Genomic DNA, 14723 nt, shown 5'->3' with positions numbered 1-14723 from the left:
CCTGCGCACTCCTGGGGAGCAAAGACACCTGACCGGGTGAGGGCCAGGGCCCGAACGGGGTATTCGTGCGCGGTGAATCTAACGCATCGTGTCCAGCGGCCCTAGGGTGTGTCTGGTACCACCGGTCAGGGACACTCCTGCCGCAGCCGTTGCAGCACCGCCTCGGCGTCGTGCATCTCCTGTGCCGCGCGCACCAGGTCCGCAACGAGCGGGCGACGCCGCGCTGCCACCGGCGGCGGCCTGCGTCGCCGCAGCGCGACGAAGCCGGCCACGAGCCCCGCCCCGGCCGGAAGTGCGAGCAGCGCGGCGGGACCGAGGTAGGCCGTGGCGAGCAGCCAGATGACGAGCAGCCCCAACAGGAGGCCGCCGCCCACGACGAGCAGCAGCATCTGCTGCCAGCTGGGCATCGGGTGCCGGGCCCCGTCGCCGGATGGGGGTGCGGCAGCCGCCTCCTTCAGCGCCCGGTAACGGGCGGCGGCGACCTCGGCGTCCTGCTCCGCCGCCTGCAGCAGCCGCGCAGCGCGGTCGTCCGAACGCGACCGGGCACGCTGCCACGTCATGCCGACGGCCCTACTGGACTCGGTACGGCTGGACACTCCCATGGACACCCTCGTTCACCTCCACCCCACGTCAACGACCAGTACCCGGCAGGACTGAAGGCCAGCTCGCTCGATCCGGTGTAGATCCCGATCCCGTTGGGGACGAGGCGCGGCGAGCGGCCGGACGGATCGTTGACGATCGTCACCGCGGTGGCACCGGGATCGCGCAGCACGAGCGTCGACGAGCCGCCGCCGTCGAGGTTGACCGCGTCGTCCACCCCCAGCTCGCGCAGCAGCTTCGAGAGCTCGTGCAGGGTGGCCCCGACGCTGTCGGACTGGCGTCCGTCGAGGGTCAGCAGCCACATGTGGCGCCCTTCGGCGCTGGTCCCGACCGCGCTGCGGGGTGCGCGCTCGCGGTCGTCGAGGCCGCGCACCGGCGTGCCGTCGAACATGATCGGGCTGCCGCCGACGGCGAGTTCGGGCCAGTGCCCGCTCTCCGGCACCAGCTCGTACTCGACGTCGACCCGGTCGCCCACCTCGAGCGACCGCACCACCGCCGCCCCCTTCTCGCGGCCGGTCAGTGCCAGCTCGCCGTCGGGGATGCGGCCGCGGCCCGGCCGCCCCTCGTGCACGACGGTGCCGTCGCGCACGAGCACCTCGGCCTGCTCGACGGCGCACGGGGCAGTGCGGTCGCCGTCGGTGCCGCACAGCGTGGGGGCCCGGTCCACGTCGCCCCATGCCGGGGTGAAGATGCCGATCCCGTTCACCGGCACGGCGTACTGGTTGAGCGCGACGACCTCGTGCGTCCCGGACGGGCCGTGCACGCTCGCCTCGAGCCGCAGCCGGTCGATGCGGGCCACCCGGTCCGTCCCGACGGTGAACACGGAGTCGATCTCGGCGCCGGGTACGAGCGGCCCCATCCGGCGCCCGGGCGGCACGGCGGACTTCAGCGGGCGGCCGTCGGCAACGGCGGGGCCGGACGGCGCGTTGGTGCGGCCGATGTCGAAGAAGTCGCCGTTGATCGCCGCGGTGGCACCGGAGCGGTTCGCCATGTCCGCCACCGGGCTACGGGCGGCGATCGCCCCGGGCATGATCAGATCGGCGTGCACGGTGGGGTCGGTGAGGTCGACCTCGACGACGTCGCCGAGCACCTGGCCGGCCGCCGCCGTGGTGCGGAGGCCGCGGTGCGTGACGCCGGGGGCGAGCTGGGTCCGCGCCCCGAGCTCGGCGAGTGCCCGCTCGGCGCCGTGCTCGGGCGGCGGATCGCCGACGCCGGTGCTGAACGCCAGCACCACGGCGAGAACCGCTCCCATCACCGCAGGTCACCCCCCATCTCCTTGGCCCGGATAGGATCATGAACGCCCAGGAGGGAGGCAGTGCGGCACGGCATGGTTCACCCTCAGGAGTCCCGCAGGCATCCGATCCGGTGAGCGGTGCCGTTTCACCCCCAGGGCCCACGGGTAGCACCGATCATGAGCGTGATCCGGGCGTTCGTCCTGGGTGCCACGGTCGCGATGCTCGCGGGGTGCGCCGCGACGGAGCGCCCCGACGTGGAGCGGGTCGCCGCCGACTTCACCTCGGGTGATCCCACCGCCCGTTGCGCCCTGCTCGCGCCGGCCACCCTCGCGGCCGTGGAACGCGACGGGCCGTGCATGGCCGTGGTCGGCCCGTCGGTGCCGTCGGGCGCACAGGTGCTGCAGACCTCGGTGTGGGGTGACCAAGCCCAGGTCCGGCTGTCCGGCGACACGCTGTTCCTCACCCGCACCGGTGGCGGGTGGAAGATCGCCGCCGCCGGCTGCGCGCCGAACGGCGACCTGCCCTACGAGTGCCGCGTGGAGGGGCCGTGAGAGCCGTGCGTGCGCTGTTCGTCGCCTACCTGGCCGTGATCGGCATCGGGCTGGGCTACTTCACGTTGCTCGGGCTGCTGGGGCGGTGAGCGGCGTGCGGCGCATCCTGCGCGACAACGGCGTCGGCCTGGGCTTCGGCGCCCTGTTCCTGCTCACGCTCGCCGGGCAGGCGTTCGCCGGACAGGCGCAGTACAACGACCAGCAGGCCGCGTACGGCGCAGAGCCCGTGACGGTCCTGCAGTACGTGACGTCCTCGACGTTCGCCGTGGACGTCGTGGAGAACTGGCAGTCGGAGTACCTGCAGTTCTTCCTCTACATCTTCCTCACGGTCTGGCTCGTGCAGCGCGGCTCGGCGGAGTCGAAGGACATCGAGAAGGTCGGCCCCGAGTCGGACCAGGACCAGAAGACGGGAGCGTTCGCCAGGGACGACTCCCCGGCGTGGGCCCGTCGCCAGGACTGGCGCGGCGCGCTGTTCTCCCGCTCATTGGGCATCGTGATGGGCACGATCTTCGTGCTGTCCTGGCTCGCGCAGTCGGTGGCCGGCTGGGCGGCCTACAACTCCGAGCAGCTCGGCAACCGGGAGGACCCGGTCACGTGGCTCGCCTACCTCGGCGAGCCCGACTTCTGGAACCGCACCCTGCAGAACTGGCAGTCGGAGATGCTGGCGGTGGGCTCCATGGCCGTGCTCGCGGTCTACCTGCGCCAGCGCGGCTCACCGGAGTCGAAGCCGGTCGGCGCCGCGCACGCAGACACCGGCGAGACGGGCTGAGGAGTCACCCGGCAACCACGAGCTGCGGGTCGATCCGCAGGGCCGCCACGAGGCCGCGGTACAGGTCGTCGGAGGCCAGCAGCTCGTCGTGCGTCCCACGGGCCCGAATGCGGCCGCCCTCCATCACGACGATCGTGTCGGCGTCAACAACGGTGGACAGCCGGTGCGCCACCGTGACCACCGCGCCCAGGCGGGCCTGCTCCCGGATCGCGTCGTGCACGGCGGCCTCGGTGAGCCCGTCGACCTGGGCAGTGGCCTCGTCCAGCAGCAGCACCTCCGGGGTACGCACCAGCGCGCGGGCGAGCGCGATGCGCTGCCGCTGCCCGCCGGAGAGCGATGACGAGGTCAGCGCCGCGTCGAGCCCGCCGTCGAGGGCCTCCACCGCCTCCCGTAGCCGCACCCGTTCCAGTGCCGCCCACAGCTCGTCGTCGGTGGCGTCGGGGTGGGTGAAGCGCAGGTTGCCGCCGATGGTGCCGGGCACCACCGGTGTCTCCTGCTCGACGTAGGCGAGGCGGGCGCGCACCTCGTCGGGCGTCTGCTCGCGATACGGGCGCCCGGCCAGCCGGATCTCACCCGCCTGCGGTTCGAGGAACCGCAGGAGCAGGGCGAACATCGTGGTCTTGCCCGCACCCGACGGGCCGACGATCGCGGTGTGCCCGCGCGCGGGGATCACCAGGTCGACGTCCTGCACGGCGGATGCCCGGCCGGGCCCGTAGGCGGCGGTGACGCTGCGCAACTCGAGCACGGGCAACTCGAGCACGGGCAGCTCCAGCACGGGCCCCTCACTGACGGGCGCTGCGACGTGCGCCACCGCTCCCCCGGTGGTCTCCAGCTCGAGCTCCTCGACCTGCCGGATCCGCTTGGCCGCGGCGATCCCGGCCTGCAGGGCCGTGAGGTTCTGGCTGAGCTCCGTGATCGGCTCCATCAACCCGAACGCGTAGAGCAGGAACGCGATCAGGGTGGAGACCTCGAGCAGCCCGAGCCCCACCCGCCATGCGCCGACGCCGAGGATCACGATGATCGCCAGCTGGATCCCCGACCACGCGATCGTCCAGGCCACCGCCTCGCGGCGCACCCCGCGGACGCTGTGGCGCATCGCCTCCCCTGCATGGCCGAGGATGCCAGTGGCCAGCCGCTCCTCGGCGCGGCTCGCCTTCACCGTGCGGATCGCCCGCAGCGCCGTCTCCAGCACGCCGCCGAGCCGCCCAACGTGCTCCTGCACCCGTTCCTGCGCCTTCGCGATCCCCGGCATCAGCGCCGCGAACAGCACGATGACGACGAGCACCGCGGCCACCGTCGTGGCCAGCAGCACCAGGTCGAGCACCGCCATCAGCACGAGCGTGCCTACGAGCATCACGACCCCGTTGACGAGCCCGATCACGCTGGACGAGACCGCCTCGCGCAGCAGCACCGTGTCGGAGGTGACCCGCGTGATCAGCTCGCCGGCCGGCCTGCGGGTGAGCGCCGGAACCGTGGCGCGCAGGAACCGGCGCACCATCGACTCCCTCGCCTCCAGCACGACCCGCTCGCCCAGCGTGCCGAGCAGGGTCCACTGCCCGATCCAGATCATTGCGCCGAAGACGAGCAGCGCGAGCAGGGCGCCGATCGGACCGGCGAGCGACCCGGACGCGCCGAGGGAATCCAGCACCCATTTGGTGACGAGCGGCGTGGCCAGGCTCATCGCCGACCCGGCTAGCGCCAGCACCAGCCCCAGCGCGAGCGTGCCCAGGTGCGGCCGGGCGAACGACCGGAGGATGCTCAACCCGGAGGCGGGGACCGGAGTGCTCATGCTCAGCAGTGGAGCATCACTGTTCCGTTTTCGTCAAGCTGGTTCCGTTCTGGGGCCATTGCTACTCTTCCGGCCGTGGTCGACGAGCCGGGCGCCGCTCCGGAGAGCAACACGCGCGCCCGGACGCGGCGCGCCATCCTCGACGCGGCCGTGCGGGTGCTGTCCCAGCACACGAGCGCGTCGCTCTCCGAGGTGGCCGCCGCGGCCGGCGTCGGGCGCACGACGATGCACCGCTACTTCCCGGAGCGGGCCGACCTGCTCACCGGCATCAGCAACGACCTCCTCGAACAGGTCGCCGCCGCCACCGAGCGCGCCCGCCCGGAGTCGGGATCGGCCGTGGCCGCGCTGGAGCGACTGTGCCAGGCCTACTTCGCTCTCGGCGACGGGCTCCTGCTCACCTTGAACGAGCCGCACCTGTTCACCGACCCGGCCTGGAACGCGGAAAGCGAGCCCGATCGGGCTTTGCTGCGGCTCGTGGAACGCGGGCACGCCGAGGGCACGATCGATCCCGATCTCACCCCGCAGTGGGTCCAGGACGTGCTGTGGTCGTTGCTCTACGCCGCGTGGATGCACGCCCGCGACAACGACGTGCCCGAGCACGACGCCCTCGCCCTCTGCCTGCGCACGATGCGCAAGGCCGTTGCGCCTGATCAGGGAAGAGCCGCGGTCAGCTCCAGTTCCACCAGCTGATCCGGGAAACCGAGCGCGGCCACCCCGAGCAGGGTGCTTGCGCTGGTGAACGCCGCGCCGATCGACGACTCCGCGAAGCGGTGCCACGCACGGGCGGCCGCCTCCTGGCCGCCCACCACGTAGACGACCGACCGCACGACGTCCTCAGGACGCGCACCGGCGGTCGCGAGCGCTTTGAGGGTGTGCTCGACGGTGACGTCGACCTGGCGATCGAGATCGCCGACGCCCACGACCCGCGTTCCCGTCCCGTCCATCGGCATCTGACCGGCGAGGAAGGCGAGCCGGCCCGGACTGGCGATGGTCACGTGGTGGTATCCGGAGGTCGGGTGCAGGTTGTCGCCCTCGCGCTTTTCGATCACGCCGATGACGATCCCAGGCACGTCAACGGGGATGTTCCGCCCTGACCAGGCGGCCGTGCTGGACCTCGGCGTAGGAGAGGGCCTGGGCGTGCGCCAGCGCGAGCGCGCCGTGCGTGGCGAGCAGCAGCGCGACATCGTGGTCGGTGGCGGCGAGCGCGGGCCCGCGCCGGGCATAGACATTCAGCGCACCGAGCGCGGGCACCCCCGGATCGGGGGCGAGCGCGGCGGACACCACCGCGACGTACCCCTTCGCCACGGCCGCCGCCCCGAAGACCGGCCATGCCCGCGTGGTGGCGAGGTCGAAGCTGGCGGCCATGCCCGGACCGATCATGCGCGAGGCGTCGACGCAGGGACCCTCCCCCGCGTCGTACTGGATCCGATCGAGCTCCGCGGCGGCCGGGCCGATGCTGACCTGCGTGTGCAGGGCGCCGCCCCCGACCCGCGCCGTCACGCTGACGGAGTCGGCCGCGGGGAACAGCCGCAGCGCGGCCTCCGCCAGTAGCGTGAGCACCTCCGACGCCGTGGATGCCACGATCAGCCGGGGGGCGAGCAGCGCGAACTGCCGAGCGAGCGGGCTCGGCTCGGCGTCCCCGCGTACATCGACGTGGACGCTGGACGACATCGCGCGAACCTCAGCTGTAGCGCAACAGCCGGCGCAGGTTGGTGCCGGCCTCGGCGCAGGAGTGCCCGGACGGTGCGGGATCCACACCTCCTCCGCACCCGCCGATCAGCCGGGCAGCCCCGCTCCGGGGCAGGCACCCCGGCTCAGCAGCGCGGAGAGCACGCAGTCCAGCCCGGCCTTGATACGAGCCTGCGAGAACCCGAGCTCGCGGCGCTGGTGGAGGATCAGGTTGGTGCCGGCGACGGCGAGCAGCGCGTCGGCGCAGTAGGCCGGGTCGTGCTGCTGCACCTCGCGCAGCAGCGTGAGCAGGTGCGTGCGGGAGGTGCGGTAGGCACCGCTGGTGTAACGCGCGATCCGCGACCGGGACTCGGCGAGGGAGTGCAACTCCCCCGCGGTCTCCATCCGGTCCACCGTCGCGTGCAGGAAGGCCCGGATCCGCTCGGCGGCCGGGGCCCCGGGCCCCAGCGGTGGCGGACCGGACAGGTAGGCGCTCTGGAACTCCCGCTCCTCGTCGTCGAGCAGCGCGAAGGCGAGGCCGCCGAGATCGCCGAACCGCCGGTAGACCGTGCCCACCCCGACTCCGGCCGCGGCCGCCACCCGGTCCATGGTCAGCCCGTCGATGCCGCTCTCGACCATGATCCCGTGCGCAGCGGCGAGTAGCGCACGCCGGTTGCGCGCCGCGTCGGCGCGCTCAGGGGGCTCCTGGCCGACGACCGGCAGCAGCACGCGTCTCGCCGCCGTGGTCGCCATCGCCGCACCCCTCCCGCTCCGCTCGTCACACTACCGGACCCACCTTGCAATCGGAGAGTTCTCCGCTTAGTGTCACAGCCGAATCGGAGAACATTCCAGTTACGGAGGATGATCATGACGGTCAGCACGCGCCCGTTCGTCGGGACCTACGTCGTCGACCCGGTGCACTCGACGGTCGAGTTCGCCGTCCGGCACATGGGGGTCTCGCTCTTCCGGGCCCGGTTCGAGGAGCTCTCGGCCCGCCTCGTGGCCGGCGACGCGCAGGTGCGGCTCGAGGGGTCGGCGCCGGTCGAGTCGGTCTCGATCCGAAGCCCGCGCGAGTTCCGGGAGCACGTCGTCAACGGCGCCGACTTCTTCGACGCGGGCAACCACCCCGAGATCACGGTCGTCGCCGACCACGTCGCGCTGCACGCCGACGGCACCGCCGCCCTCCGGGCCGACCTCACGATCCGCGGCGTCACCCGATCGGTCATCGCGACCGGCACCTACCACGCGCCCATCGAGGGCCTCGGCGGTCAGCGCAGGGGCGCCCTCGAGCTCACCGCCACCGTCGACCGCAGGGACTGGGGCATCGACTGGCAGGCGCCGCTCCCGGCCGGTGGCGACGCCCTCGGCAACGAGGTGCGGCTGACGGCGCACCTCGAGCTGGTCGAGGAGGCCTGAGCGGTGCTGCTCCTCGGCGTGTCCGGGAGCCTGCGGCGCGGCTCCCACAATCGCAAGCTGCTCGACGCGGCCGCCGCGTGCCTGCCGTCGTCGGTCACGCTGCGCGTGTTCGATGGCCTGGCGGAGATCCCGCCCTACATCGAGGACGAGAGCGCACCCTCCGCCGTACAGCGGATGCGTGCGGCGCTCGCGGACGCGGACGGCCTGCTGTTCGCGACGCCGGAGTACAACGGCTCGGTGCCGGGCCAGCTCAAGAACGCGCTGGACTGGGCGTCGCGCCCGTTCCCTGACAACGCGCTGCGCGGCCGCCCCACCGCGGTCGTCGGAGCGTCGACGGGGCTGTTCGGGGCGGTGTGGGCGCAGGCCGAGCTGCGCAAGGTGCTGCACACCGCGGGTGCGGACGTCCTCGACGACGAGCTGCCGATCGGGATGGCGGACAGCGCGTTCACCGCGGACGGCTCACTCGCCGACCCGGACCATGCCGCCGCGCTGGCGCGCGTCGTGAACCGGTTGCTGCAGCGTGCCGGCAGCCCCGCGGGAGCGGTCTCGTGACCGGGTGACGGGTCAGCGGGACCGATCGACGTCGATCACCCTCGGCGGCTCCGGGGCGGAGCTGGGCGGGTCGACCGGGCGGACAACGGCCTCCACGCCGGAGGTGAGCGGCGGCATCTGGCCCGCGGCCCCGGCCGCCTGGATGACACCGACCCCAGCCGTGAAGAGCACGACGACCGCGAACCACAGCGCCCCCCACGCCAGGGTGTGCGGCCGCAGGAGTCCGGCCATCCCGGATCCTGGTGGACCGGCTGCGGTCATGTCGTCGTCCTTCCCCCGAGCCTGCCGGGACGGGCTCGAGCCCCACTCGGTGATCCGTCCCCCTGATCTGCCATCGCCCGATCAGGGGATCCCATTACGAACAGCATCGCCGTGATGGGGGGATTCACTCGGTCGGCGGCACAGCCGTCACCCGTCTCAGGGAGTCGGACCTTTCAGGGGGCCCGCTACCGCGTCCGAACCGGTTGCCTCCCGCCCCTGACGACCGCGGCCGCGAGCAGTCCGACGATCACGAACAGCGGCAGGGTGCTGATCAGCCAGCTCAGCCCGAGCGGCGGACCGGGCTGCTCCAGCACCGGGACCGTCATCGCGGCGGTCGCGGGGCCCTGCGGGCCGTCCAGTCCGAACGTGAAGGTCCAGTCGCCGGGCTCGTCAAGTGCGAACACGTCGAGACCCCACACGTCGGGTTGCCGCGGATGACGTGCCAACCCGTCGACGCCGGGCGGGCGGCGCAGGTTCGCCTCCTCCCCCGCGGGCGAGACGACGACGAGCGTTCCGGTGAACCGGTCGATGCCTCCGGTGGGTTCGAAGGTGAAGTCCAGCGACTGCTGCGCGCGCACCGGCCACTCGCTGAACCCGATCGTCAGCTCGTAGGGACCGATGGCGAGGTGTTCCTGGTGGACGATCGCCACAGGCGCGTAGTCCTGGGTGGTGGCGGCCTGTGCCGGGGCGGCGAGCCCGAGCAGCAGACCGAGGGCGACGAGGCCGACCGCGAGGCGCCGCACTCAGACCACCTCCGGCATGCGAGCGGGCACGAGCAGCCGGAGCGCTCCGCCCAGCCGCTCGCCCACGAGACCGCCCACCGCTCCGAGCACCGCCCCGGCGACGATCGTGGCAGCGGAAGGCGACTCGCCCGCGGCACCGAGAAGGAGCGCCTGCCACGGGAAGGTGGCGGCGAGCGCCGCACCGCCGAGTGCGCCGCCGAGCACCGACGATCGAGAGCGACCGGCGAGCGCCAGACCCGCGACCCCGAGCAGGAGCGTGGCGGGCATGAGCAGCGACATGCGCGGCAGCTCGTTGGTGTAGTCCCGCAGCGGCAAGCCCTCCGACGCCGCGTACAGGCGGGTGGCCCACGGGCTGAAGAGCGCGAGAACCACCTGCGCGACGAGCAGCGCCACCGCCGCGGCGAGCACGGCACGCAGGCCTCCGGTGAACGAGGCAACGCAGGCCAGCGCCGCCATCGACAGCAGCGACACCGTCACCGTGCGCTCGTCGAGGACGCTCGTGTCCGGGATCGCGACCAGCACGACCATCGAGAAGCCCAGCAGGATCGCCACGCTCGCGACCACGGCGGGGCCCGCCCAGCGCTGCCCGGCAGCAGCGGCGCACGTCATCACGGAACCGAGCATCGCGAGCATCACCGAGGTCAGCAGGCCGACGTGCGGGGGCGAGGCGATCACGGCGTCGAACCCGTACAGGCCGTGCCACCACTCGTCCCACAGCCCGTAGAGCAGGAAGAGCGCCGACCCGACCCCGGACACGAGATAGCCGACCGGCGCCTGGAACACGCCGAGCACCGCCACCCGGCGACCGCCGACGGCGGTGTCCACCGCGCGGCCGGAGCGCGTCGCGCCGGTGGCGGCGAGCACGACGGCGAGGCTCACCAGCCCGGACACGGCCGCGCCCGCGTAGATGAACAGGTGCGGCAGCGTGTAGAAGGTGTCCGGCCCGACGTCGCTGTGCCACTGCAGATCCCAGGCCAGTCCGACAAGTGTCGACGCGGAGCCGAGCAGCAGGATCCACGCGGGGACCCACGGTCTGTCGATCATGATTCTCTTCCTCTCGGAGCGATGAGCACGGGCAGGACGACGTCCTCGGTGCCGTCGGGGCCGTGCACGGTGACGGTCACGTCCCAGCGGCCCGTCATGAAGAACTCGACGCCGGAGGCCGTGAAGCGGCCGGGTGGCGCGCCGGGTGTCGCGGTCACCGGCGGGCTCGCGTGGCCCATCTCGGCCATCGTCGGGGCGATCACCAGCCGCCCGACGTCGCCGGTCACGTCGACCGTGACGTCCCGCGCGCCGACGCTCGGCGACTCGATCACCATGCGGACCTGGTGCGCCCCGGCCTGCCCTGCCACGTCCGCCGGCTCGAGCGGGCGGGGCCAGAACAGCAGCGCGAGCGCGGCGACGGCCGCCAGCGCCGAGATCGCGAGCGCCCACCGGCCGCGGACGGTCACGACCCGTCCTCCGGCGCCGCCACGTCGACCTCGACGGGCACCGTGACCACCTCGTAGTCGCGCTCGACCTGGAACCACATGCGGTGCCGGCCGGGCGTGGGGAAGGTGTAGACGAACTCGACGCGCGGCCCGCCGGTGGCGACGGTCTCGTCCGCAACCGCGGCCGACGCATCCGGCATGGCGTGGACGTGCCCCACCGTGCCGTCCGGACCGGCGGTGATCAGGTGCCCCGCCATGCCCAGCCACGGCTGGAGGTCGCGAACCGGCGCACCGTCGCTGAACTCGGCGGTGAGCACCGACGGCTCACCCGCGACGAGACCCGCCGCCGCGACCCGCGCGGTCATGCCTCCGGCGAGGTGGTCGCCCGGCCCGCCGGGGACCGGCTCGGCCACCGGCGGGCCGGCCGCCGTGACCGTGGCGTCCAGCAGCTGCACGCCCCCTCCCCTGCGCTCCAGCTCCGTGTGGACGCGGTGCTCGCCGCCCGACGCCGGCCGGAACCAGACCCGGAACTCCCCCGGCGCGAGCCGCACGGGGTGCAGGTGCGCGAACTGCCCGCCGGGCCCGATCACCAGGAGGTGGACGAGCGCGTCGTGGTGCACCACGAGGTCGTCTACGGGGCGGCCGGTGGCACCGTCGACAAGCCGGAGGTCGAGCGGGGACCGCTCCCCGGCGACGAGCGTCGCGGCGGCCAGCAGGTTGACGTGCGGCCTGCCCGGCTCGGTCGTGCCGGTGCTCTGCCGGCGCCCGGTCATGGGATCGATCTCCTGCGGCGCCGGCAGGCTCGACGAGAGCAGCGCGGCCGTCGTCGCCACCACCACGGCTGCCGCCGCCCCACCGCCGAGCACGAGCGGCGGCCACGACCATCGCCCGACGGCCGCCGCGGCCAGCGCCGCGAGCAGGAGGCCACCGGCGGCGGTGAAGCCGACGGTGCTGGCCCACTCCGCCGCAGGCGGCGCGTCGTCGGGCACCACGAACGGGAACCGGGCCACCTCCCTGCCGTCGTCGACCACGAGCTCCCACGCGCCCACGCGGTCGACGCGCAGGTCGATCCCCGCCGAACCGCCGCCGTCGGTCAACCGCAGCTCGGCGGCCGGGCCCGGGACTCCGTTGTCGGGCGCTGCACCGACCCGGAGCGTCCCGCCAGGGCTGCCGGCGTGGTTGACGACGTCGACGCGCAGGGGCCCCGGCACCGCCTCGACCCGGCGGACGATCACCGTCAGCTCCCGGTTGCCCAGCGACGCCGCGATCCGCAGGTCGACGCCGACCACCCCGCCGTGCGCGAACGCCGGGGTGGCGCTCGCCAGCATCCCGGCCGCCACCACGAGCAGGCCGCCGATCCATCTCACGGGAGACAGCCTGCGGCCGGTTCGGGATCGGCGACAGCGAGCCGACCCCCAGGCCGGGGACGGTCAGCCGCGCCCGTCGGGTGCGGCTACCCGTACCTAAGCGTTCAGGTAACGCAGTACCGCCAGCACGCGGCGGTGGTCGTCAGGGCTCGCCGTCAGGCCGAGCTTGGTGAAGATGCTCGTGCAGTGCTTCTCGACCGTCCGCTCGGCGATGTCGAGGCGGTCGGCGATGGCCTGGTTGGTCCGCCCCTCGGCCATCAGCGCGAGCACCGCCCGCTCGCGATCGCTCAGCGCGTGCAACGGGTCGTCGACGCCTGCCCTGCGCTGCACGAGCTGGTTAATCACGATGGGGTCGAAGGCGGAGCCACCCGTGCCGACGCGCCGCACCGCCTCGGTGAACTCGGCGATGTTCGTGACCCGGTCCTTGAGCAGATAACCGACGCCGGTCGCGCCGCCGTCGAGCAGCTCGACGGTGTAGCTCACGCGCACGTACTGCGACAGCACGAGCACCCCGGTTCCCGGATAGCGCCTACGGATCTCCCTGGCCGCCCGCAGCCCCTCGTCGGTGCGGGTGGGTGGCAGCCGGATGTCCACGATCGCAACGTCCGGCCGGTGACGGCCGACATCGGCGAGCAGCGCCGTGGCGTCCTCGACACCCGAGAGCACGTCGAGGCCCGCCTCGGCGAGCAGGCGCGCCAGGCCCTCGCGCAGCAGGACGTTGTCCTCGGCGAGCACTACGCGCACGGCAGCTCCGCCCGGACCGTTGTACCGCCGCCGACGGGGCTGGTCACGCGCAGGATCCCGCCGTTGTCCCCCGCCCGCGTCGCGAGGCCGCGCAGCCCGGACCCGTCCGGATCGGCCCCGCCGCGCCCGTCGTCGGAGATCTCGACGACCAGCCGGCCGCCCGCCTGCTCGATCCGGACGTCGGCCCGGCTCGCGTCGGCGTGCTTGGTGACGTTGGCGAGCGCCTCGGCCACCACGTAGTAGGCGGTGGTTTCGATCTCGGCCGAGAGCCGGGCAGGCACGTCCACCGTCAGCGCCACGGGCACCGGCGCCACCAGCGTCAGCTCCCGGACGGCCCCGTCGAGGCCGCGCTCGGTGAGGATCGTCGGGTGGATGCCCTGCGACAGCGCGCGCAGCTCGTCCAGCACCGCGAGCGACATGTCCTTCGCCTCGGCGATGAGGGCGCGGGCCCGTCCGGCGTCCGGAGGGAGTGACGACTCGGCGACGCTCAGCGCCATCGGGATGGAGAGCAGCCGCTGCTGCACGCCGTCGTGCAGGTCGCGTTCCAGGCGCCGCCGCTCCGCCTCCGCCGCCTGCACCACGTGTCGCCGCGACTCCGCGAGCTGGATCACGCGCGCCCGCAGGTCGGCCGTGAGGCGCTCGTTCTGGAGGGCGAGTGCGGCGGCGGTGCACGCGGCCTCGATCAGCGTGGGCTGCTCGAGCAACGCGGGGTCGTGCATCAGGAGCGCGACCGGCTCGCCCGCCCGGTCCACCCGGGTCGCCACGCGACCGGGCGGCGGGCTCACGGCGTGCCCGTCCGCGTCGACGTACTGGCGGGACTCGGCCACCCAATAGCCCACGGTGAGCGTCGGGTCGTGCAGCGCCTTGGCGAGCGCCGCCCGCAGGCCCGCGGGCGCCGGCGCGCTGCCCAGCTGGACCACCAGGTCGGCCACACCGCCACGCTCGATCCGAGTGCGCAGCTCGGTGGCGAGGTAGGCCAGCGGGACGGCCACCAGCCCGACCTTGAGCAGGCCCATGTCGAGCAGCGACTCCTCGGGCGTCCACAGCGGGCTGCCGGCGAGCAGCAGCACCACGACGACGGCCACCGCGGCGAGCACCGGGGTCAGGGACCGGCGGCCCGGCACGCTGGTGCGCCGCCACCGCAGCCACTGCATGACAGTCACCGCGGCCCCGACGAGCACCGCGATGGAGGAGCCGACGTCCTTGGCCAGCTCGTCCGGCAGCCCGCCGACCAGGAGGGGCGAGAGCATGAAGAGGTTGTTCAGATAGGCGAGCCCGACGACGCCCCGCATGGCGGGCGAGGCCAGCCGTCCCGTCGGGAGCGACGCCACCAGGTGGATCAGCACGGCGGCCCACCCGGCCGCGCACAGGCGGTGCGGCAGGGGAGGTAGAGGCAGTTGCGCCAGCAGCACGAGCACCCCGACGGCCGCCGCGAGCGGACCGACGCGGCTGCGCGGGTGCTTGTGCCACGCCACCGCACCCATCGCGAGGAAACTCGCGGAGAGCACGGCCATGGCAGCGATATGCATGCTGACGGAAATCTCCTTCTCGGCCGATCCCGCCCGCAGCGTAGCCGCCCCGAGGCCCTTTCCTTTCCG

Annotated in this window: 18 protein-coding genes; 5 read left to right on the top strand and 13 right to left on the bottom strand. The window is 73.4% G+C overall.

All coding sequences use genetic code 11. The annotated features are described in order from the left end of the window. Window positions 1-125 precede the first annotated feature (125 nt). Both K1T35_RS13485 and K1T35_RS13480 read right to left on the bottom strand, forming a co-directional pair. Window positions 126-560, bottom strand: a complete 435-nt coding sequence (locus K1T35_RS13485) for a hypothetical protein (RefSeq protein ID WP_220260513.1) — start codon at window positions 558-560, stop codon at window positions 126-128. Further along, window positions 557-1852 carry a phosphodiester glycosidase family protein gene (locus K1T35_RS13480; RefSeq protein WP_220260512.1) on the bottom strand — a complete coding sequence of 432 codons (1296 nt, stop codon included), beginning with the start codon at window positions 1850-1852 and terminating at the stop codon, window positions 557-559. The genes K1T35_RS13485 and K1T35_RS13480 overlap by 4 nt, the downstream gene beginning before the upstream one ends. 159 nt (window positions 1853-2011) lie before the next feature. Here K1T35_RS13480 and K1T35_RS13475 point away from each other — a divergent pair, with 159 nt between their 5' ends. Together K1T35_RS13475 and K1T35_RS13470 are read left to right on the top strand one after the other, a co-directional pair. Further along, window positions 2012-2386, top strand: coding sequence for a hypothetical protein (locus K1T35_RS13475; protein ID WP_220260511.1), 375 nt, complete (start codon window positions 2012-2014; stop codon window positions 2384-2386). A gap of 94 nt (window positions 2387-2480) precedes the next feature. Further along, entirely contained in the window at window positions 2481-3155 is a 675-nt protein-coding gene (locus K1T35_RS13470; protein ID WP_255621851.1) for a DUF6766 family protein, read from the top strand. Window positions 3156-3159: 4 nt separating this feature from the next. On the opposite strand, the gene K1T35_RS13465 is transcribed toward K1T35_RS13470, so the two are convergent. Continuing rightward, window positions 3160-4944 carry an ABC transporter ATP-binding protein gene (locus K1T35_RS13465; RefSeq protein ID WP_220260509.1) on the bottom strand — a complete coding sequence of 595 codons (1785 nt, stop codon included), beginning with the start codon at window positions 4942-4944 and terminating at the stop codon, window positions 3160-3162. A 75-nt stretch (window positions 4945-5019) separates the two neighbouring features. Between K1T35_RS13465 and K1T35_RS13460 the strand changes: the two genes are divergently transcribed. Next, complete coding sequence (locus K1T35_RS13460) at window positions 5020-5634, top strand: TetR/AcrR family transcriptional regulator (RefSeq protein WP_220260508.1); 615 nt, start codon at window positions 5020-5022, stop codon at window positions 5632-5634. Here the strand turns inward: K1T35_RS13460 and K1T35_RS13455 are convergent. The 3 genes from K1T35_RS13455 to K1T35_RS13445 form a co-directional block, all read right to left on the bottom strand. Next, a complete protein-coding gene (locus K1T35_RS13455; RefSeq protein ID WP_255621848.1) occupies window positions 5595-5993 on the bottom strand; it encodes a RidA family protein in 399 nt (132 codons plus the stop codon). The genes K1T35_RS13460 and K1T35_RS13455 overlap by 40 nt on opposite strands. A 22-nt stretch (window positions 5994-6015) precedes the next feature. Then, a complete protein-coding gene (locus K1T35_RS13450; protein WP_220260506.1) occupies window positions 6016-6615 on the bottom strand; it encodes a hypothetical protein in 600 nt (199 codons plus the stop codon). A 105-nt stretch (window positions 6616-6720) separates the two neighbouring features. After that, a complete protein-coding gene (locus K1T35_RS13445) occupies window positions 6721-7365 on the bottom strand; it encodes a TetR/AcrR family transcriptional regulator (RefSeq protein ID WP_220260505.1) in 645 nt (214 codons plus the stop codon). Window positions 7366-7479: 114 nt separating this feature from the next. Between K1T35_RS13445 and K1T35_RS13440 the strand changes: the two genes are divergently transcribed. Together K1T35_RS13440 and K1T35_RS13435 are read left to right on the top strand one after the other, a co-directional pair. Beyond that, entirely contained in the window at window positions 7480-8028 is a 549-nt protein-coding gene (locus K1T35_RS13440) for a YceI family protein (RefSeq protein WP_220260504.1), read from the top strand. 3 nt (window positions 8029-8031) lie between these two features. After that, complete coding sequence (locus tag K1T35_RS13435) at window positions 8032-8580, top strand: NADPH-dependent FMN reductase (RefSeq protein ID WP_220260503.1); 549 nt, start codon at window positions 8032-8034, stop codon at window positions 8578-8580. Window positions 8581-8592: 12 nt separating this feature from the next. Here K1T35_RS13435 and K1T35_RS13430 read toward each other — a convergent pair whose 3' ends face one another. The 7 genes from K1T35_RS13430 to K1T35_RS13400 form a co-directional block, all read right to left on the bottom strand. Next, on the bottom strand, window positions 8593-8841 hold the full coding sequence (locus tag K1T35_RS13430) for a hypothetical protein (protein WP_220260502.1): 249 nt from the start codon (window positions 8839-8841) through the stop codon (window positions 8593-8595). 185 nt (window positions 8842-9026) lie between these two features. Next, window positions 9027-9584 carry a hypothetical protein gene (locus K1T35_RS13425; protein WP_220260501.1) on the bottom strand — a complete coding sequence of 186 codons (558 nt, stop codon included), beginning with the start codon at window positions 9582-9584 and terminating at the stop codon, window positions 9027-9029. Beyond that, a complete protein-coding gene (locus tag K1T35_RS13420; protein WP_220260500.1) occupies window positions 9585-10628 on the bottom strand; it encodes a hypothetical protein in 1044 nt (347 codons plus the stop codon). Next, window positions 10625-11035 (bottom strand): hypothetical protein, encoded by a 411-nt coding sequence (locus K1T35_RS13415; RefSeq protein WP_220260499.1) that lies wholly within the window; start codon window positions 11033-11035, stop codon window positions 10625-10627. Before K1T35_RS13415 ends, K1T35_RS13420 begins: the two co-directional genes overlap by 4 nt. Then, window positions 11032-12381: a hypothetical protein gene (locus tag K1T35_RS13410; RefSeq protein WP_220260498.1), complete on the bottom strand. Its 1350-nt coding sequence runs from the start codon at window positions 12379-12381 to the stop codon at window positions 11032-11034. Before K1T35_RS13410 ends, K1T35_RS13415 begins: the two co-directional genes overlap by 4 nt. A 96-nt stretch (window positions 12382-12477) precedes the next feature. Further along, window positions 12478-13125 carry a response regulator transcription factor gene (locus K1T35_RS13405; RefSeq protein ID WP_220260497.1) on the bottom strand — a complete coding sequence of 216 codons (648 nt, stop codon included), beginning with the start codon at window positions 13123-13125 and terminating at the stop codon, window positions 12478-12480. Further along, the gene (locus K1T35_RS13400) at window positions 13116-14654 is read right to left on the bottom strand and encodes a sensor histidine kinase (protein ID WP_220260496.1); all 1539 of its coding nucleotides are present in this window, start codon (window positions 14652-14654) and stop codon (window positions 13116-13118) included. Before K1T35_RS13400 ends, K1T35_RS13405 begins: the two co-directional genes overlap by 10 nt. Window positions 14655-14723 lie beyond the last annotated feature (69 nt).

It is taken from the genome of Pseudonocardia sp. DSM 110487 (genome assembly GCF_019468565.1).
In the GTDB taxonomy this organism is placed as follows: Bacteria; Actinomycetota; Actinomycetes; order Mycobacteriales; family Pseudonocardiaceae; genus Pseudonocardia.
The sequence above is the reverse complement of the archived record's forward strand: the minus strand, read 5'-3'. Positions and strand labels throughout refer to the sequence as shown.